Genomic DNA, 18,577 nt, shown 5'->3' on the forward strand with positions numbered 1-18,577 from the left:
TCACTCCGGATCGTTGATGATGAGCGGATCATGGCTCAGGCGACGGCCGCTGCCGTCTTCCAACACATGGATGGTGAAGTTCAGTGTGGCTGCCTTGGAGCAACGGTCGCGCATAAAGACCTGGGTCGCGCTAACCGCCCACAGGTCGGGGAAGTCGGTCGTCGCTTCGCTGAAGACGATGGGCGCCACGGGTTCGAAGCTATAGCCCGGCGTGGCCAGATCAAACTCGATCAGTCCGTTGTTGGTGCCGACGGTGATTTCGGCGGGGACGGTGGTGACCGTGGGCGGGTCGGTGGCGTCGCTGACGTTGACGGTGAAGGTGTAGACCGGTTTGTCGCTAGGTGTTGTCATGGTTTCCCTGTTGGCGGAGCTGAAGAAGTTGGCGCCTTTTGCAGCAGCGTTCGGAGCCGGAGGTAGTCCGGGTGCCGATAGCTGGAGGCCTCCAGCTTTTCGGCCAGCCGGCGCGCTTCTTCAATTGCATTCAAGCGGAAATGGGCCAATGCGCTCACGGCCAGCGCCGGCGCATCTGATTTTGTGACATCTGCACGCAAGCGTTCGACGGCCGCTTGCCAATGCAACTTGGCTTCGGTGACTTCGCTACTGCCCAAAAGCTCACCCAAGCTCAGCTCGACTCGGGCCAGTATCAAGCGCTGGTCTTTGTTGACGCGCGTGCCGGCTTGGATGCGTGCCTGCATATCGGCCAAGTAGCTGGTCATCTCGGCGCTCAGCGCGTGGACTTGTGCTTCGCTGCGTTCGATTTGTGCTCGAAGCCACAGCAGGCGGCCACGCAAACTGCCCTGCCACTTCATCTGCTTGGCGTCGGTGGACAGCAAGAGCGCAATATCGGTCTTGAGCTGGTTCAGCAAGGGGGTCAGGTCTTGCCCACCACGGGCCAGGCGGATTTCGGCCAAGCCTAGGCGCAGGGAGCAGAGTTTTTCCAAGGCGTCAAGATTGCTCTTGTCTGCCGCACTCAGCAGTTCGAATTGCGCGACCGCCTTTTCGGATTCCTGCTGGGCAGCGTCGTTGTTCCCCATGAAGAACAGCGAGCGGCTGACGTCATGATGAGCGTTGGCCTCTTGGTCCTGCAACTTGTGGTCTTGCTCGCGGTTGGGAATGCCGCTCAGCACCGCCAGCTTGCTCTGGTCGGCCGTAAGGGCTTCGGCGTAGCTTCCCAGGTATTGATGCGCCCGGGAGATCCAGCCCAGTGTCGAAATCTGATTACCCCGCAAATCGGTTTGCGTCTGGGCCAGGTCCTCATAGACAAGCAAAGCCTTTTGGAAATTTTGCAATGCCGTCTGAGCCTGACCGGCCTGCAGCTGCAAGATACCCAGGTTGCCCCTCGCATGCGCCCGCTCGGCCTGCCAATCAGGCTTGCCCGCCGCCAGCGGCCCCAGCTGCTCGGCCAATTCCAGGTAGCGCTTGAACTGCTTTTCGGCCTGCTCCGCCTGGCCCTGCCGCCTGGCGGCATCGCCGACCCAGAACACGCTTTGCGCATGGTCATAAATGCGCTGGCCGTCTTTGGGCGCGCGCTGCAGCAGTTCGGCGGTGCTGCCGGCGGCAGCGTCATACATGCGGCTGGCTTCGTCGAGCTTGCCGCGCTGCTGGGCAATCTGGCCCATCAGGTGCAGCGCGCGGGCACGTTGGCCCAGCGCGTCGGCGTCCAGGCGGCCGGTTTGCTGGGTGGCGTAATAGCCCAGCGCCTTCTCGCCCACGGCATCCAGCACATCCAGCCGCCCGACCGGCTCCAGCTTTTTGCGCAGATCGCCGAGCATGAACTCGATCAGGCCCTCGGCTTGGGCGCGTTGCGCTTGCGCCTCCTGGCCCTGGCGCAGCGCCACGCCGATGCTGACGCTCAAAGTCAGCAGACCCAGGCTGCCGGCCGCCACGGCGAGGCGGTGCCGCCGCACAAACTTGGCCAGGATGTAGGCGGCGCTGTCGGGCCGTGCGCTGATCGGCTCATGGTTGAGCCAGTGGCGCAGGTCTTCGGCCAGTTCGGCGGCGTTGGCGTAGCGCTCGGCGGGGGCTTTTTTGAGGGTTTTGGCGACGATGGTGTCGAGGTCACCGCGCAGCTCTTTGGCGCGGGCGCGGGCTTCTTTGTAGCTGGCTCCTTTGCCACCGGCGTATTGATCGCTGTCTGCGCGGCGGGCGCTGCGGGCACGCTCGGAGAGTTTTTTGGGCTCGACTTCGACGACGGTGCGCAGGCGCTCCAGCGGTGTGGTGCGCTCATCGTCGCGCTGCTGGGTGGGGTGTTGCCCGCCGCTGAGCAGCAGATAGAGCAAGACGCCCAGGGCATAGACGTCGGTGGCGGTGGTGACTTCGCCGCCTTCCACCTGCTCGGGGGCGGCGTAGCGCGGGGTGAAGGCGCGGCCGGCCTGGCGGGTCAGCTCGGTGGCGGCGCCGGAGGATGAAGACGCGTCGTCTTCGCCGGGCTGGTGCAGCAGCTTGGCGATGCCAAAGTCCAGCAGCTTCACCTCGCCGGCGGTGTTGACCAGGATATTGGAGGGCTTGAGGTCGCGGTGCAGGATCAGCCGGGTGTGGGCGTGGGCCACGGCGGCCAGCACGTCGAGGAAGAGCGTCACGCGGGCGCGGATGTCCAGCGAGTGGCTGTCGCAGTAGCGGTCCAGCGGCAGGCCGTCCACATATTCCAGCACCAGATAGGGCTGGGCCTGGGCCGGGCCCAGCGCGGTGTTGACACCGGCGTCGAGCAGGCGTGCGATATGCGGATGGGCCAGCTTGCCGAGGATCTGGCCTTCGCGGGTGAAGCGGCCGGCGTCGCCATGGCCCAAGAGGCCGGCGTTGAGGAACTTGATGGCGACCAGGCCCTCAAAGCGCCCATCGGTGCGGCGCGCCAGCCAGACGGTGCCCATGCCGCCCTGGCCGATTTCGCGCTCCAGCGTGTAGCTGCCGATCTGCTGGCCGGGGCTGTTGCTGGGAACAGCGGCTTCTGCGGCAGCGGCCGCTTGCTGCTCCATCTGTTGCAAGGCGGGGGTGGCGAGGTAGTCGGCGGCTTCCAGTGCGTCTTGGCGGCGCAGCAGTTCTTGCAGATCGGCCGCCAGGGCCGGGCCTTCGGGGCTTTGGGCGTGCAGCTCGCGCAGGCGGGCGCCGCGCAGCTCGGCGGGCAGGTCCAGCAGTTCGTCCAGCAGGGGGCTGAGCAGGGGCCAGCGGGCTTTGTCGATGTCGCGGCGGGCGTCGCTCATGGGTGGATGCTCATGTCTTCAAGGCCATGGACAAGAAGAGCCGGGCTTTTTGCCAGTCGCGCTGCACGGTGCGCTCGGTCACGCCTAAGGTTTCGGCGATTTCGGACTCCAGCAGGCCGGCGAAGTAGCGCATCTCCACCACCTGGGCCAGGCGCGGCTCGAGGGCGGCGAGTTCTTCCAGCGCCTCGTGCACGCGCAGGATTTCCTCGTCGCCCTGCGGTGCCAGCTCGGCCACGGCGGTGTTCAGTGTGAGGTGCTCCACATCACCACCCCGGCGCTGGGCGGCGCGGGCACGCACCAAGTCGATGACGATGTTGTGCATCACCCGGGCGGCGTAGGCGAGGAACTGGCCTCGGTCTGAAAAGCTCAGGTCGCCGGCCTTCAGCAGCTGCAGCCAGGACTCGTGCACCAGGCCGGTGGGGTCGAGCAGGGTGAGGTGGCCGCTTTGGCGCATTCGGCTGCGGGCCAGGCGCTGCAGGTCTTCATACAGCAGGGTGGCGACTTTTTCGGCGGCCAGGCCATCGCCGGCGCCGGCGGCGCGCAGCAGCTGGGTGATGTCGCGGCTGGGGTTGTGAGGGCTGTTCGACAAGGCGGCGGGCGGCGGGGAGGCCTGAAAACAAGGGCGGGCCCGCCACTCTAGCGGCAGGCCGGAGGGCGAGCCGGAGCGGGATTGAAAAATATTTTGAAATCGATGTCGGGTTTGTCGGGCCGATTGCGTTTTACCTATTGAGGACATGACGGAGCGTCGAGGGCGGGGAGGCCGGCACCACAGGTGCTGGGCCGTTGTCGAGACGTTGTGATCCTCGCCTTTGCTTGGGCCAGCGAGGCCCGGGCAAGCTGCTTGGCCTGCCACCAACCACCAGCCTCCTCGACAACATCGCCAAAACGAATATGGTGAACATCAAACCTCCGCTCTTCCCCTTTACCAGCAAGCCGGTTTCGGCCGATATGGTGGCGGCGCATGGGCCGGCACCGCGCGCGCCCTTGGCGCAGCTGGGGCGGGTGGCCGATTTGACGGGGTTGGCGCATACGCTGAGCCGAGAGCTGAGTGCGGCGCGCCGAATTGGCACCCGACCGGCCTTGTTGCTGATCGAGGTGGCGGTGCGCTCCCCCTTGGGGCTGCGTCACCCAGAGGACGACAATACCGCCAAGCAGTTGCAGGGCTTGACCGAGCGTTTGGTGGAGCTGTTGGCGGGGCGGCTGCGCAGCCGGGTGCGCGCGGCCGATGTGGCGCTGCGGGTCGGCGACTGCCGGCTGGCCGTGGTGCTGCAGAACGTGGAGCGGGCCAATGTGATGGCGATCCAGGCGCGTTTGCACAAGGCCTTGTCCGGCCACTATGAGCTGGACCAGCTGAGCCTGCACGCCGTCTTGTCGATGGGTCTGGCCAAATGCGAATGCCCGCGTATCAGCGCCACCGAAATGACGCAGGCCGCCGAGGCCGCCCTGCAACTGGGCGCGACCGACGCACGCTGGCCGGTGCAAGAAGGCCGCCGTGCCTTGGACCTGCACATGCCAGCGCCGGCCCCCCTGGGGCTGAATGACTTCGACGTGCGGGGACTGCCGGCTTCCTGACACTGCCGGGTTGCGATACAGCGGTACAGCGATACCGCGACCCGCGTCACCCCGAAAAATCTGCCACGCGACGAGCAACCCGCTGACCGCAGGGGTCTGCAAATCGACCGCGTCCGTGCGACCATAGGGCCTGTCGAGAGCGCAGAGGCCTGTTGGGATGATTGTTCGAAGCTCGCTTCAATGGCGATGGCCGTGTCGGTCGGGATGGCTGCTGGGGCCGCGCCTGTGGCTGGCCGGGCTGTGCTTGCTGGGCGCCTGCCTTTGGCTGCCGCCTCGGGTGGCCGAGGCCAATGCCTTGCACAGCCTGCGCTTTTCTCACCTGGGCACGATTGACGGTCTGCCCAGCGCTGCGGTCTTGAACGTCTATCAGGACCGGCAAGGCCTGATCTGGATCGGCACCATTGCCGGACTGGCTCGCTTCGACGGGCGCCACTTCAAGGTGTTCCAGTCGCAAGCGGATCGCAGCGACTCGCTCAGCCACCCGATTGTTCACGCGCTGCTGGAGGATCAGCCGGGCCGGCTCTGGGTGGGCACGGCCGCTGGCTTGGACCGGCTGGACAGCAGCAGCGAGCAGATTCAGCGCCAGCAGATGCCGGCCAATTTGAGCGCTGCCGAGCGCCGCGTGGTGGGCTTGTTGCAGGCCGGACCCGGCAAGCTGTGGATGGGCTGCTATGGCGGCTTGTTCTTGTTTGACATTGCCAGCGGTCGCTTTGAGCGCTCGGCCGCGGAGCAGCAATTTGCCACCGCGACGCCGGGCAATTTGCGCACCCTCTTGCCCGATGGGCAGGGCGGGGTGTGGGTGGCGCGAGGCTCGCGGGTGCTGCAGCTGCGCGCCGATGGCTCGACCGGCATGCAGTTCGACACCGCCACGCAGGCGCATGGCGCCGAGCCGGCCGAGTTGATGGTGAGCCGCATGGCGCTGGACGGCGCCGGGCGCCTCTGGGTGGGCATGACCGGCGGGCTGCAGATCTGGCGGATGGAGCGGGACGGCCCACGGCCCGACCCGCTGGGCGACCGGCTGGGCCTGCCCAAGACCTATGTCTACGGCCTCTTGCGTGACCGCGAGGGCTCGATGTGGATCGGCCAGTCGCAGGCGCCGGCGCTGCACCGCTGGCGCGAGGGTGCGCTGACGGCCGAGGCGATCCGGCATCTGCCGGCGATTCAAAGCAGCCTGGTGGCCGACTCGGTGTCGACGCTGGCGCTGGATGCGACCGGCTCTCTGTGGGTGGGCAGCTGGGATTACGGCATCAGCGTGGCCGGGCTGGGCAGCGAGGGCTTCAGCGCCTATGTGTCGGTGCCGGGCGACGCCGAGTCGCTGTCTGGCCGCGAGGTGATGGCGATTGCACCGGACGGCGCCGAGCATGTGTGGGCCGGCACCTACGGCCAAGGCTTGAACCGCCTGCATCTGGCCAGTGGCCACACCCAGCGGATTCCGCAGACGCAGTTGCCGATCACGCAGATCAAGGCCTTGCTGCGGGCGTCGGACGGGCGGCTGTGGGTGGGCGGCGAGCGTGGCTTGGTCTTGTTTGACCCCTCCAAGGGGCAGAGCACGCGCATCGAGCTGGGCAACAAGACGGTGGGCGGCGCCTCGATCAGCGCCTTGGCCTATGACGCCCAGGGCGATGTCTGGGCCAGCAGCAAGGTGGGCGTCTACCGCATCGGCGCCGACCTGAAGGCGCGCAATTACCTGATCGATTTGCAGCCCACCGGCAAGAGCTATAGCGACATTGTCGACAGTCTGTTGCTGGACCGCCAAGGCCGACTCTGGGTCGGCAGCAAGGGTGGCCTGTATCTGTGGGATGCACAGGCCGAGCGCTTCGGCAGCGTGTTGCGGCCCAGCGCCCTGATGCCCAATCCATCCCGACTGGCCGTGCACGGCATGCGCCAAGACGCCTTGGGGCGTTTCTGGTTGGCTACCGATCAGGGCTTGTTTGAGTTGCTCGACCCGGACGGGCGCAGGGAGCTGAAGTCTTGGCGTGAGCTGCCGGGTATGCCGACCAAGGGTTCGATCGAATCGCTTGAGGTGGCCGGCAATGGCGAGGTCTGGTTTGCTACCGAGCATGGGCTGGTGCGCGTGCAGCCCGAGCAGCGCGTGGCGCGCTATTACGACGGACCGCGGCGATTTGATGGCGGCTTTAATTTCGGGGCGGCCTGGCGTGCCGCCGATGGCCATTTGTTTTTTGGCGGGCATGGTCTGCTGCGCTTCAATCCGGAGCTGCTGCGCGACAACCTGTCGGCGCCGGAGGTGGTGTTGAGCGATCTGTTGATCCTCAACCGCTCGCTGCGCAGCGATGCCGAGGCCGCGCCCGACATCACCCGGCAGGCGAATCGCCCCGCCAGCGACGCCCAACTGAGCTTGCAAAGCCTGGGCATCACCGGGGCCTTGCACCGGGCCAAGTCGGTGCACATTGGGCATCGCGAATCGATGATCAGCTTTGAGTTGTCGGCGCTGCATTTCAGCGACCGCAATCAGAACCAATATGCCTGGATGCTGGAGGGCTTCGACACCAACTGGATCTTCGGCCAGGGCGCGCTGGGGCTGGCCACCTATACCAATCTGGACCCAGGCTCCTACCGCTTGCTGGTCAAGGCCGCCAACTCGGACGGGGTTTGGGGCGAAGGGGAGGCCTTGCTGACGCTGGAGGTGCAGCCGCCCTACTGGCGCACTTGGTGGTGGCGGACCGGCTTGGGGTTGCTGGTCCTGATGGCCTTGGCGGCGTTTTACCACTGGCGTGTGCGCTTCTTGCAGCGCACGCGGCAGAGCCTGGCGCGCCAGGTGACGGCGCGCACGCAAGAGTTGCAGGAGCAAAAGCTGCAACTGGCGGCCGAGAAGCAGCAGGCCGAGGCTCAGCGCGAGCAGGCCGACAAGGCACGCCACGACATCGCGGTGCTGAGCGAAATTGGCCGGCAGATCACGGCGTCGCTGGATGTGCTGTCGATTCAGCGCACGCTGTATGCGCATGCGCAGGAGTTGGTCAACGCCTCGGTGTTCGGGGTTGGTTTGCTGGATCGGGAGGAGGAGGTGCTGGCGTTTGACTTTGTCATGCACCACGACCAACTGCTGAAGCCCTATCGCCGCAGCCTGAGTGCCACCGAGCAACCGGCGGTGCAATGCGTGCTGGGGGCCCGCGACATTTGCATCGATGACATGGATTTTGACAACCGCGAGATCATCGAAAGCCCCGGCGCCGCGCCGAAGCGGGTGGAGCTGCACAGTGGCGCGGAGCTGATTCCGTCGCGCTCCTGCATCTACGCGCCGATGATGTTGAAGGGCGAGGTGATCGGCGTGGTGTGTGCGCTCAGCGACAAGCCGTCAGCGTTTGGCGCCGGTGATCTTGACATCTTGCGCACGCTGGGCGCTTATGCCGCGGTGGCTTTTGATAACGCCGAGGCTTATCGGCGCCTGCAGCTGACGCAGGCCAGGCTGGTGGAGCATGAAAAGCTGGCCGCCTTGGGCTCCTTGGTGGCCGGGGTGGCGCATGAGCTGAACACGCCGCTGGGCAATAGCTTGCTGGTGGCCAGCACCTTGCGCGATACCAGCAAGGCGCTAGGGCAGCAGGTGCAGGCGGGCGGGCTGCGTCGCTCGGACCTGCTGCAGTTTTGCGAGGATGCCGAGTCCTCCTCCGATCTGCTGATGCGCAGCCTGGGGCAGGCGGCCGGCCTGGTCAGCAGCTTCAAGCAGCTGGCGGTGGACCGGACCTCGGACCAGCGACGCAGCTTTGAGCTGCACACGCTGTGCGACGAGGTGGCGCTGACGCTGGCCAACCGCTTGCGCCGCGACGAGCATGAACTGGTGCTGGACGTGGAGCCCGACCTGCGCATGGACAGCTACCCCGGGCCGCTCGGCCAAGTGCTCAGCAACCTGATCTTGAACGCCATGCTGCACGGCCTGGATGGCCGCAAGCAAGGGCGCATGCGGCTGCAGGCGCGGCGCCGCGAAGATGCCGGCGGCGAGGGGCCGGGCGAATGGGTGCGCATCGAGTTCAGCGACAACGGCAGCGGCATCAGCGCCGAAAACCTCGGCCGCATCTTCGAGCCCTTCTTCACCACCCGCCTGGGCCAGGGTGGCAGCGGCCTGGGCCTGCACATCAGCTACAACATCGTGACGGCCATCTTGGGCGGGCACATCGAGGCCAGCAGCCCACCGGGCGAGGGCGCGCGCTTCGTCATCGACATCCCTTGCACGGCACCTTGACCCGCTAGGCGCACGGCTATCGATGCTTGGCGCGCAGGCGAGCGGCGGCCAAGGCTTGGAATCGACTAAGCTCTGGCCTCATTTGACTCGACGCTCATCATGAAGAAGTCCTTGCCCCAATTCGCGCTGCTGTCTTTGTGCCTGGCGGTCTTGACCGCTTGCGGAACGCCGCCCGGCGCGCAGGTACCGGCGCAGCCGGGCGCCCCGTCGAGCGCTGCCGCGCCGGCGCCCAAGCTGATCGTCTTCCTGGTGGTGGACGGCCTGCCGATGCGCCAGGTTTTGAGCTACCGCGACCAGTTGCAGCCGGATGGCTTCAAGCGTTTTCTGGACCGCGGCGCCTGGTTTGCCAATGCCCACTATGGCCACGGCCACACGGTGACGGCGGCCGGCCACGCCACCATGTTGACCGGCGCCTACCCGGAGCGCACCGGCATCATCAGCAATGAGTGGCGCGACGCCAAGAGCTTCGAGCAGGTCTACAACACCGGCGACACGGCCTACCAGTACATCGATCACAAGACCGACCCGCTGGCCGGCACCAGCCCACGCAATCTGCGCGCCGAAACGGTGGGTGATGTCTTGCGCGGCGTGCAACCCGAGTCCAAGGTGATCGGCATCTCCGGCAAGGACCGCGGCGCGATTCTGCCGGCCGGCCACAAGGGCACGGCCTATATGTTCATGAGCGAGGACGGCCAGTTCGCCTCCAGCACCTATTACATGCCCAGCCACCCGCAGTGGGTGAAAAACTTCAATGCCGCCAAGCCGGCCGACGCCTTCTTTGGCAAGGCCTGGGCGCCGCTGTTGCCCGAATCGGCCTATGCGCGCTCGGTGCCCGACAACCAGCCCTGGCAGAGCAATGCGGGCAATGGCAACAAGCTGCCGGCCGTGTTGGGCGACAAGATGGACGGCCCCGGACCGCGTTTTTACGGCAATATCTTGCCCTCGCCTTATGGCGATGAGCTGACGTTGGCTTTTGCGCGCGCGGCCATTGAGGGCGAGCAGCTCGGGGCGGATGCCAAGACCGACATCCTTTCGGTCAGCCTGTCCAGCCACGATTACGTCAACCATGCTTTTGGCCCAGAGTCGCGCCTCTCGCATGATCACTTCCTGCACCTGGATCGTTACCTGCAGGGCTTCTTCAAATACCTGGATGAGAAGGTTGGAGCCGCTAACTATGTGGCTGTGCTGACTGCCGACCACGGCTTTGCCGACACGCCGGCCTGGGCCAAGACGCAGGGCCGCGATGCCGAGTTGCTGAACCCCGCGCTGCTGCAGGCCACGGTCAATGAGGGCTTGGTGAAGAAGTTTGGCGAGGGCCGCTGGGTGGTGGGCTTCTCGGCCGCGGGGGTCTTGTTCGATCACAAGCAGATCGCCGCACGCGGCCTGCAGCCGGCCGAGGTGTACGCCGAAGCCAAGCGTTTGATGCTGCAGGTGAACGGCGTGTTGGCCGTCTTCACGCCGGATCAATTGCTGAGCAGCGATGAGAGTACGCCTTTCCTGAAATCGGCGCGCAAGGCCTGGCACCCGGAGGTGTCGGCGCCGGTGCAGTTCGTCATCAAGCCGAACTGGCTGTTCAGCTCGCGCCCGGGTGGCAGCTCGCACGGCACGCCACATGCGTATGACACGCATGTGCCGATCTTGGCCTGGGGCCCGCAATGGGTGGGCCGTGGCGAGGTGACGCAAGCGGTGGAGGTGGTGGACATTGCGCCTTCGCTGGCACAGATGCTGCGCGTGAAGGCCCCGGCGCAAGCGCAGGGCAAGCCGCTGCCTTGGCCCAAGGCGCCCTAATTGGCTTGACGCAGGCGAACGAGTGCCACTGCCTGGCGGCGGCGCTTCACTCCTGCGTCATCATCGGGTAGCGCTTGAGGATGGCGGCCCAGCTGCCGTCTTGGCGCATCTCGGCCCAGGCTTGCTGCAGGCGCAGCAACATGGGCTCGCCACTGGCGAGGCTCAGGGCCATCGACGGCCGGGACTCGGAGAACTTCAGGACCGGCTCGATCAGATCGGGGTCGTGGCCAAACTGCCGCAACAAAGCAGGCGCCAGCGAGGGGTTGAGGGCCAGCAGATCGGCCCGCCCCGCAAAGAAGCGCCGCAATTGGCTGGCGTGATCGGCGCTGCGGTCCAGGTGCTGCTGTTGGTTCAGGCCCAGGGCCAGCAACTCGCGCTCGGAGACGTCGCTCTTCACCACGGCGACGCGGTAGGCGCTGACTTCTGCGATATTGCGCGGCCTGAGCTCGGGCCGCGACTTGAGCCGGTACAAGGTGCCGCGACGCACCGAAATTTGCGCCGGCCAGAAGAACTGCGCCTCACGCTCGGCCAGCCGCACCATGGCGGGCACCAGGATATTGGCTTCGTTGTGGGCGCGGTGCAGGATGCGAGGCCAGGAAGCAAACTCGAATGTCGCCTCGATCTTGGCGCGACTCAGCAGGGCCAAGGCCAGCTCATAGGCATAGCCACTGGGGCGGCCTGCGCCGTCCTGATGTGAATAGGGCGGCAATTCTTCCATCAGCACGGTCAGCTTGCCGGGCTCGTTGACGAGCGGCTGAGCCGAGGCCTCGCGCAGCGCCAATGCGGCGGCAACACCCCAGACCAAGGCGGCGCGGCGGCTGGGGCCGGTGCTGCCGGCAAGGGACTGAATGAGGCAAGTTGTCATGAACAATGGACCGTCTGGCTGGCTTGGCCGCTTGATATGCGTCATTCAAGCGCTCACACGACCCAGGCACAATGGGCCGCATGACAGCGCGAGATCAAACTTTGGGCGAGGAAATCGCCAATGCCATCAGCCATGGGCTGGGTTTCTTGCTGGCCGTGGCTTCGCTGCCTATTTTGACCTACACCGCCGCACAGCAAGGGCAGACGCGCAATGTGGTTGCGGCCAGCGTGTTCTCGGCCACGATGATCTTGCTCTATCTGATCTCGACGCTGTATCACGCGGTGCCCGAGGGCCGCGCCAAGGTCTGGCTGAATCGGCTGGACCATGCGGCGATCTATCTGTTCATTGCCGGTAGCTACACACCGTTCGCGCTCGGCGTCTTGCATGGCGGTTGGGGCTGGACCTTGTTTGGCCTGGTCTGGACCAGCGCCATCGTCGGCGTGACGGCCAAGCTGTTCAACCGCCTGCGTCATCCGCTTTGGTCGACCGGCTTGTATGTGGCGATGGGCTGGATGGTCATCATCGCCCTGGGGCCGCTGATTGGCCGCATTGAATCGGCCGGTTTGGCCTGGTTGGTGGCAGGCGGTGTGGCCTACACCTTGGGTGCGCTGGTGTTCTTGTTTGACCACCGGGTGCGTTACGCCCATTTCGTCTGGCATTTATTCGTGCTGGCCGGCAGCGGCTGCCATTTTGTTGCCGCGCTTTGGTACGCCTTCTGAGCGCGCAGGGATAGTCCCTTCACGGGGCGCAAACCATCTTTCAGGGGGGGGCGATGGCGATGCGGTCACGCCCATCCGCCTTGGCTTGGTAGAGCGCTTTGTCGGCTCGGGCGAGCAGGGTTTCGGCCGACTCGCCCCACACCGCCAAGGCCAATCCGGCTGAACAGGTGTAGCCGCGTTCGGGGTGCTCGGGCAGGGGGCGTGACACGCGCACCCGGCTCAGCAAGCGCTCAACAATGGACTGGGCCTGCGGCAAGCCGGCCGCCGGAAGTATCAGCAAGAATTCTTCGCCACCTATGCGGGCGCAGCCATCTTCGCGGCGGCTGCTGGATTGCATCTGGCTGGCGAAATCACAGATTACCCGGTCGCCGGCCGCATGGCCGAGGCGGTCGTTGATTTGTTTGAAATCGTCTAGATCAAACGTGACCACGCAGATGGGCCAGGACTCGCTATGGCTCAGCACTTCTTGCAGCAGTTGCAGGCCGCGGCGGCGATTGCTGAGCCCGGTCAGCGCGTCTGTTTGGGCGGCCGCCAGGGCTTTGCTGTGCGCGATGCGCAGCGAGCGGCTGTCTTGGCGCAAGGGGGTGATCTCGCTGCCCACGCACAACATCCAGCCTTGCGCTTGGGAGGTCTCGGTCATCCAGATCCAGCGGCCGTCACACAGGTCGGCCTCGAAGGCGCGAAATGGCAGCTTGCCGCGCCTTGAGCTGATGTTGGCAATCCAGGCTTCGATATTGTCTGTTTCTATGGCGGCGCCATGCCGCTGAGCGTGGTTGTCACGCATGATGTCGGCCCAAGTTGGCTGCTCGTCGGGCCCGACCACATAGGCTTGCCGCCAGGCCTTGTTGGCGTGGCGCAGCCGGTCCCGCGCGTCGAACAAGGCCACCAGCAAGGGGCTCTCTTCATGCAGGCTCATCAAGATGTCGGCCATGCCCTGCGGTAGCGGCGCGTCGGCTTCGGTCATAGAGGTCACTCCTGGGCAAGGCCTGATTCTGCTGGATTCTCCAGCCCTTGGGGGCGGCATTGCGGCGAAGCCGATACCATGCGCGACAGGTTTGAAGCAAGGGAGCTGATGATGAAGTGGGAAGATCAACGCCAGAGCGATAACGTTGAAGACCGACGCGATGGATCCGCTGGGATGGGCGGAGGCATGCGTGTCGGTGGTGGGCGTGGGCTGAGCCTCGGGGGCATCGTGATTGCCTTGCTGGCCTCATGGGCCTTTGGCATCAATCCGATGACGGTGTTGGGGCTGATGGATGGCGGCGGCGCTGGGCCAGCGCCCGTGCCACATTCGCAGCCAGGCGCCAAGCCGCAGGACCCCGCTGCGCGTTTTGTCAGCGTGGTGCTGGCCGATACCGAAGATGTGTGGGCTAACTATTTCGCGGCAAGCCAGCAGAAGTACCCGGCGCCGGCCCTGGTGCTGTTCCGTGGCCGCAGCCCAACGGGTTGTGGCATGGGCGAGGCGGCCATGGGGCCCTTCTACTGCCCAGCCGACCGCAAGGTCTATATCGACCTGGGCTTTTACGACACCTTGCGCAACCAGCTTGGCGCACCAGGTGACTTCGCTCAAGCCTATGTGATTGCCCATGAGGTGGGCCATCATCTGCAGAATCTGCAAGGCACCACGGCCAAGATGGATGCGGCACGCCAGCGCGTGTCGGAGCGCGAGTACAACGCCCTGAGTGTGCGCTTGGAGTTGCAGGCCGACTGCTACGCCGGTGTGTGGGCCAACCTCTCGCAGCAAAGCAAGGGCTGGCTAGAAAAGGGTGACATTGAAGAGGGCCTGAATGCAGCGTCACAAATTGGCGACGACACCTTGCAGCGCAAGTCCCGCGGCACCGTGGTGCCCGAGAGCTTCACGCACGGCAGCAGCGAGCAACGCATGAAGTGGTTCAAACGCGGCCTAGAGGCGGGTGACTTGAAGGGCTGTGACACCTTCAGGGGCGGGTCGGTTTGAGGCCTTAAGGCGAGCGGCCTTCAATCCAGCGTGACATAAGGGTGGCGTGCCGCGATGGCCGCCACGGTGCCGTCCCGGCGCATGCTGTCCCAGGCGAGTTGCAGCTGGACATACAGGGTTTGGTTGCCTTCGATGCGGCTCAGCGCCATATAGAGGCTGATCTCAGACAGCTTCACCACCGGCTCGATTTGTTTGAAGTCGTAGCCCAGTTTCTCCATCACGGCAGCGGCGACGGTGCTGTTGGCGGCAATCAATTCAACGCGTTGAATGAAGAGCTTGCGCAGCATCGCCGCGTGGTCGGGGCTGCGGTCCAGATGCGTGCCCAACTCGAAACCATGAGCCATCAGCGTACGCTCGGCCGCATCCTCGCGCACCACCGCCGTCTTGTAGGCCTTGGCCGCCTCCAAGGTGTTCGCCTGAACGTCTGGTCTTGATTTGAGGCGATAAAGATAGACGCGCCGGGCCGCCGTCGGGCCAATCCAGTGGAACTGCGTCTCCCGTTCGGGGAGCCGGGCCATGCTGATCACCAGGGCTCTGCTTTGCGATTGGGCGCGCTGATAAATCCGTGCCCAGCTATTGAACTCGATCCGGTGCTGCAGGCCGCAGCGGCGGAGCATCTCTTCCATCAATTCAACCGCGTAGCCGACCGGGCGGCCGTTTGAGTCGGGGTAGGAAAAGGGTGGGACGGGCTCAACGAGGACGAGCAGAGGGAGGGGCTCCTCTGTTGGCGTCGCCTTGGCGATGGGTTCAAGGCCCAGCCAAGCCAGACCCAAGGACAATATGCTCCGCAATAAGTCCCGCTTAAACATCTTGGTGTGTGTTGTTTAAGGCCACTAGCCGAGGAATTGATTAGACAGCAATCCAGAGGCTCAACGTGTTAGTACAGCACGCGAAATCTCTGTGCTCGTGGCCGAATGCCTGACAGCCATAGTTCGCCCATTACGGACTATTTGGCAAACAAAGCCTTGTACACGAGGTGATAGGCCAGGAGCGGGAGCGGCATGCGCAGCCAATGGCTGCGCGCAAACACCATCCAGTGAGCCAGGCGAGTGCTAGGGCCAAATGCGGAGGCGTGAGCCGGGCGGAGGGCGTGCTCAAAAAGCCACTCTCGCAAAAAGCCTGGCCAGCGGGATTGCTGGTCTTGCCGCAGTTGGCTGATCGCGTCGGCGGGGACCTCGGTTGCATAGAGACGCCGACATTGTCTGAGCGCATCCAGCAAGGGTAAGGTCAGTCGCAGGTGCCTGGCGCGTGCGATCAACTCAGGCCAAAACTCAGCTTGCGTAGAGAACTCGGTGAGTAGGCAATGTAGATCGTGGAGGTCGCGCAGACCCTTGTGGAATTCGCCGAAGAACAGGTGGCAGGCCGAATGGATCACCATGTCGGTGCGTGCCAACACATGAAAGAACGACCATTCGCCGCTTAGCTTCAACGAAGCATCAAAGAAGTCTTGAGGGTTGGGGCGAATCCCTGAGGTTGGCGGCAAGATGGTGAAATGAACGTCCAAAACCGTTCCGCGGTTATTGTGCTCGAGCGGTGGAATTTCATGCATCCACTCTCGGTAATAACGTTCATCGTAGGCATTGGTGTGCGAGGGATGCCAGCCAGCCCAACTCAGGTTTTGTTCCACCGCAGCAAGGCTCTGCTTGGGGACCAAAATATCGATGTCATTGAAGATTCGTCCGACCGAGGCCGAATTGGACTGCACGCAATAGGCCGAGCCCTTCAAGAGCAATACCGGAACATTGAGCTCTTGCAGAGCTTCTTGCAGGCCGCGTAGCTCGCTTTTCACGGCCTCGGCGTGCCGGATCGAGACCTGCCAAGCCAATTCGAGATGACGCTGCGCCGAGGGCGGAGCTAGTCGCAAAACATCAGCCGCGCTCAAAATTTGATGCAACTGCGCCATCATTTCCGCAGCACGGCTTTGCCAGATCAGCCGCTCCCAATCGCGGATGTTAAAGCGACTTACCGTCTGCGGCTCTCGCAGCGTATTGGTCAGAAGATGAGCCTGCTCCAGGGCGCGTGTCATACCGTTTTGCACCACAAGCGATCGATCTCAGGAATGACTTGATCGAATGAGGAGTATTGAATGTGAAAACTGTTGACCTGTTCTATCAAATTGCCTAGCGCGCCGAATCCGTCGCCAGCGAGGACCGAAAAGTTGAAGGTGTGGCGCGTCAATTCGATAAACGCCTGTGCCTTCCCCTCCTCCCGGCTGAGTAGATCCGCCCCACCGAGGTATTTGGGAAACACCAACATGGCCGGCATTGCGGTCTTGTTCATATCCGCCACGCTAGCGGCAGGGGGGCGCATATGGGCCACGGAGCCCTTGGCTGTATCGTGACAGGCTTCGCTGACGACGACGTCGGGGCCGAGGCCTCGCACGATATCTATCGAGGCATTCTTCAGACTGATCGGCCTGGCGATCGGCTGTACCGTGCCATCGGTCAAAGATACCAGGGTCAATTCATCGGACAACAAACGCCAACCGCGATGAACCAGTGCCGCACATAGCGTGCTTTTGCCCGAGCCTGGGTCGGCAGCCAAGATCAGCGCTCGACCATCCCGTTCCACCACGGCACCATGGATGACCAAATAGTTATGCGCGTGCGATGAAATTACCCAATTCAGGCCCCACTCCAGCATCGGGAAGGCTTGAGCCAATGGCAAGGGTTTGAAGGGAATGCGGCCGTCGCAGTTCAGCACGACCTGCGGTCGAAAATATCGACGCGGCCATGAGGGCGCGCGCAAGTCGACCTCGAAATCGACATAGGCCTGCGCATCAAGAACTGGAAAGGCGCCATACATCTGCAGCAGATCCCGAGCCAAGGACGGCAGGTCGGAGCGCAGTTTGACGTTAAATGGCCCACAGGGAAGGAGCAAGCCTTGCTGCGAGAGACGCTGCTGCAGTGCTGCGGGCGATAACTTGGCGATCGTCAATGGATGATGTCGAGAACTTTGAGTTCGATCAGTTCATCGAGGAGATGACCGGAAGCCTGAATCTCAGAGTGAACGCGATCTGGCGGGCAATCACCGACCTCAATAAGTTCCGGTCGATCGGTCCGCCTGATTCGTTCCGGGTTATTCAGAAGCAGCGAATACTGCTGGGGTAGAAGATGCGTTTCGCAGGTCTCGCCGACGTAAACGACAACACCATCAGCGAAACCGCGCCATCTCACCCCGCGGCCAAGACGTAATCTAGGCTCAGACACAAAAGGCAATTCGATTACACGATGCCGCCGTGATCCTTGCCATTACACCAAGTGTTGCTACTGGAGTAGACATCGACCTTTGTGACGAACGACGCAAAAGTTTTTGGGAGATAGCGGCTCTTGAAGTCAGCAATTACTGCCAATCCGTCCATATAGGGCGGAGCTACTGGGTAACGAGCGCCATAAAACTCAGCATTCAGCAGAGCCGCCACAGCGTGCATAGCAGTGCTATCGGAGGCAGAACATTTATTGGGGTATTTACTTCCCGGGCCAGCTCGTTGGCCCGGAAAAACTTCATTCAACGCAATATCATCCCCTTTAACGAGGATTTTCCCCGCGCTGTCTTTTTGGTCCCCAAAGAAGGCGCCAAATAATGAATTGAATTTTGTGGTTGGTGGATATTTGGTGAAGAGCTTTGGCGTCTTCGCCCACAGATTCGTGCCATTTTGGTTTTGTGGCCCCCAAAAACCAGGGCTGCAGCCGCAAGGGTTGGCTGCGCCTGCACGCGACAAATTTCCCGACGCGAGTTCTGAGCCGGTGCAACTGCCCCAGCCCGCCACTGCCGACCGACTTGGCACCGACAAGAGAACGGCCGTGCCGGTAACGCCAACGGTACCTAGGCGACGTCGACCCTGGTCAACTTTTCCCCCTGAGGAGTTATGTTGATCCACACCGTCTTTGTCGTTCATCTGGTCATTCATGGTGCTAAACCCTGGTCGATTCGAAATTTTGCTTCTGCAAAGCCACATGGCTTCCTGATGGCGCCGCTGAGCTCGCCTAGGGTACCCCAGCATTTGTGAAAACTGATGTGGCTGAATGCACGCAAACAATGGTTTGTGAACAAACAGACCCACATTCACGCGTCTGGTGAGGTCAAAAGGGCGGCACATACAACACGCGTTTCACCGAGACAAGGCGCCCTGCGCGTTGCTTAAAGCAACCGTTAGCACATTTGACACCATGCCAAGTGCCGGCGATACAGTCTCAACCCCCATACATCAGGGGGTAGGGCGGAGAAATTATAGAGTTTTGGCAATAGCCACTGGATTCGACCTTGGAGAGTGGGTGCTTTGGC

15 protein-coding genes are annotated in these 18,577 nt (G+C 63.5%); 6 read left to right on the forward strand and 9 right to left on the reverse strand.

Going from position 1 to position 18,577, the window contains the following annotated elements; genetic code table 11:
- The 3 genes from WG899_RS05395 to WG899_RS05405 are packed head-to-tail and all read right to left on the reverse strand — an operon-like array spanning window position 1 to window position 3,786.
- On the reverse strand, window positions 1-351 hold the full coding sequence (locus tag WG899_RS05395) for a hypothetical protein (protein WP_339594599.1): 351 nt from the start codon (window positions 349-351) through the stop codon (window positions 1-3).
- A complete protein-coding gene (locus WG899_RS05400; protein ID WP_339594600.1) occupies window positions 348-3,197 on the reverse strand; it encodes a protein kinase domain-containing protein in 2,850 nt (949 codons plus the stop codon). Before WG899_RS05400 ends, WG899_RS05395 begins: the two co-directional genes overlap by 4 nt.
- A 10-nt stretch (window positions 3,198-3,207) precedes the next feature.
- A complete protein-coding gene (locus WG899_RS05405; RefSeq protein ID WP_339594601.1) occupies window positions 3,208-3,786 on the reverse strand; it encodes an ECF-type sigma factor in 579 nt (192 codons plus the stop codon).
- A 305-nt stretch (window positions 3,787-4,091) separates the two neighbouring features.
- On the opposite strand from WG899_RS05405, the gene WG899_RS05410 reads away from it, so the two are divergent.
- The 3 genes from WG899_RS05410 (at window position 4,092) to WG899_RS05420 (ending at window position 10,752) form a co-directional block, all read left to right on the forward strand.
- A complete protein-coding gene (locus tag WG899_RS05410; RefSeq protein WP_339594602.1) occupies window positions 4,092-4,769 on the forward strand; it encodes a diguanylate cyclase domain-containing protein in 678 nt (225 codons plus the stop codon).
- A 277-nt stretch (window positions 4,770-5,046) separates the two neighbouring features.
- Window positions 5,047-8,964, forward strand: a complete 3,918-nt coding sequence (locus WG899_RS05415) for a two-component regulator propeller domain-containing protein (RefSeq protein WP_339594603.1) — start codon at window positions 5,047-5,049, stop codon at window positions 8,962-8,964.
- A 99-nt stretch (window positions 8,965-9,063) separates the two neighbouring features.
- Entirely contained in the window at window positions 9,064-10,752 is a 1,689-nt protein-coding gene (locus tag WG899_RS05420; protein WP_339594604.1) for an alkaline phosphatase family protein, read from the forward strand.
- A 46-nt stretch (window positions 10,753-10,798) separates the two neighbouring features.
- On the opposite strand, the gene WG899_RS05425 is transcribed toward WG899_RS05420, so the two are convergent.
- Window positions 10,799-11,617: a substrate-binding periplasmic protein gene (locus tag WG899_RS05425; RefSeq protein WP_339594605.1), complete on the reverse strand. Its 819-nt coding sequence runs from the start codon at window positions 11,615-11,617 to the stop codon at window positions 10,799-10,801.
- A 71-nt stretch (window positions 11,618-11,688) separates the two neighbouring features.
- Between WG899_RS05425 and trhA the strand changes: the two genes are divergently transcribed.
- The gene (gene trhA, locus WG899_RS05430; protein WP_339594606.1) at window positions 11,689-12,336 is read left to right on the forward strand and encodes a PAQR family membrane homeostasis protein TrhA; all 648 of its coding nucleotides are present in this window, start codon (window positions 11,689-11,691) and stop codon (window positions 12,334-12,336) included.
- A gap of 40 nt (window positions 12,337-12,376) precedes the next feature.
- Here trhA and WG899_RS05435 read toward each other — a convergent pair whose 3' ends face one another.
- A complete protein-coding gene (locus WG899_RS05435; RefSeq protein WP_339594607.1) occupies window positions 12,377-13,300 on the reverse strand; it encodes a GGDEF domain-containing protein in 924 nt (307 codons plus the stop codon).
- Window positions 13,301-13,411: 111 nt separating this feature from the next.
- Between WG899_RS05435 and ypfJ the strand changes: the two genes are divergently transcribed.
- Complete coding sequence (ypfJ, locus tag WG899_RS05440; protein WP_339594608.1) at window positions 13,412-14,293, forward strand: KPN_02809 family neutral zinc metallopeptidase; 882 nt, start codon at window positions 13,412-13,414, stop codon at window positions 14,291-14,293.
- Between the two features lie 20 nt (window positions 14,294-14,313).
- Here the strand turns inward: ypfJ and WG899_RS05445 are convergent, their stop codons facing one another.
- The 3 genes from WG899_RS05445 to WG899_RS05455 form a co-directional block, all read right to left on the reverse strand.
- Entirely contained in the window at window positions 14,314-15,102 is a 789-nt protein-coding gene (locus WG899_RS05445) for a substrate-binding periplasmic protein (RefSeq protein WP_339594609.1), read from the reverse strand.
- 137 nt (window positions 15,103-15,239) lie between these two features.
- Complete coding sequence (locus WG899_RS05450; protein ID WP_339594610.1) at window positions 15,240-16,319, reverse strand: nucleotidyltransferase domain-containing protein; 1,080 nt, start codon at window positions 16,317-16,319, stop codon at window positions 15,240-15,242.
- Window positions 16,316-17,230 (reverse strand): HprK-related kinase A, encoded by a 915-nt coding sequence (locus WG899_RS05455; protein WP_339594611.1) that lies wholly within the window; start codon window positions 17,228-17,230, stop codon window positions 16,316-16,318. Before WG899_RS05455 ends, WG899_RS05450 begins: the two co-directional genes overlap by 4 nt.
- Here WG899_RS05455 and WG899_RS05460 point away from each other — a divergent pair.
- On the forward strand, window positions 17,230-17,403 hold the full coding sequence (locus WG899_RS05460) for a hypothetical protein (RefSeq protein ID WP_339594612.1): 174 nt from the start codon (window positions 17,230-17,232) through the stop codon (window positions 17,401-17,403). The two genes, WG899_RS05455 and WG899_RS05460, sit on opposite strands and share 1 nt — an antisense overlap.
- A 113-nt stretch (window positions 17,404-17,516) precedes the next feature.
- Here the strand turns inward: WG899_RS05460 and WG899_RS05465 are convergent, their stop codons facing one another.
- Complete coding sequence (locus tag WG899_RS05465) at window positions 17,517-18,203, reverse strand: hypothetical protein (RefSeq protein ID WP_339594613.1); 687 nt, start codon at window positions 18,201-18,203, stop codon at window positions 17,517-17,519.
- Window positions 18,204-18,577 lie beyond the last annotated feature (374 nt).

The sequence above is a fragment of the Paucibacter hankyongi genome, from assembly GCF_037482915.1.
GTDB lineage: Bacteria > Pseudomonadota > Gammaproteobacteria > Burkholderiales > Burkholderiaceae_C > Paucibacter_A > Paucibacter_A hankyongi.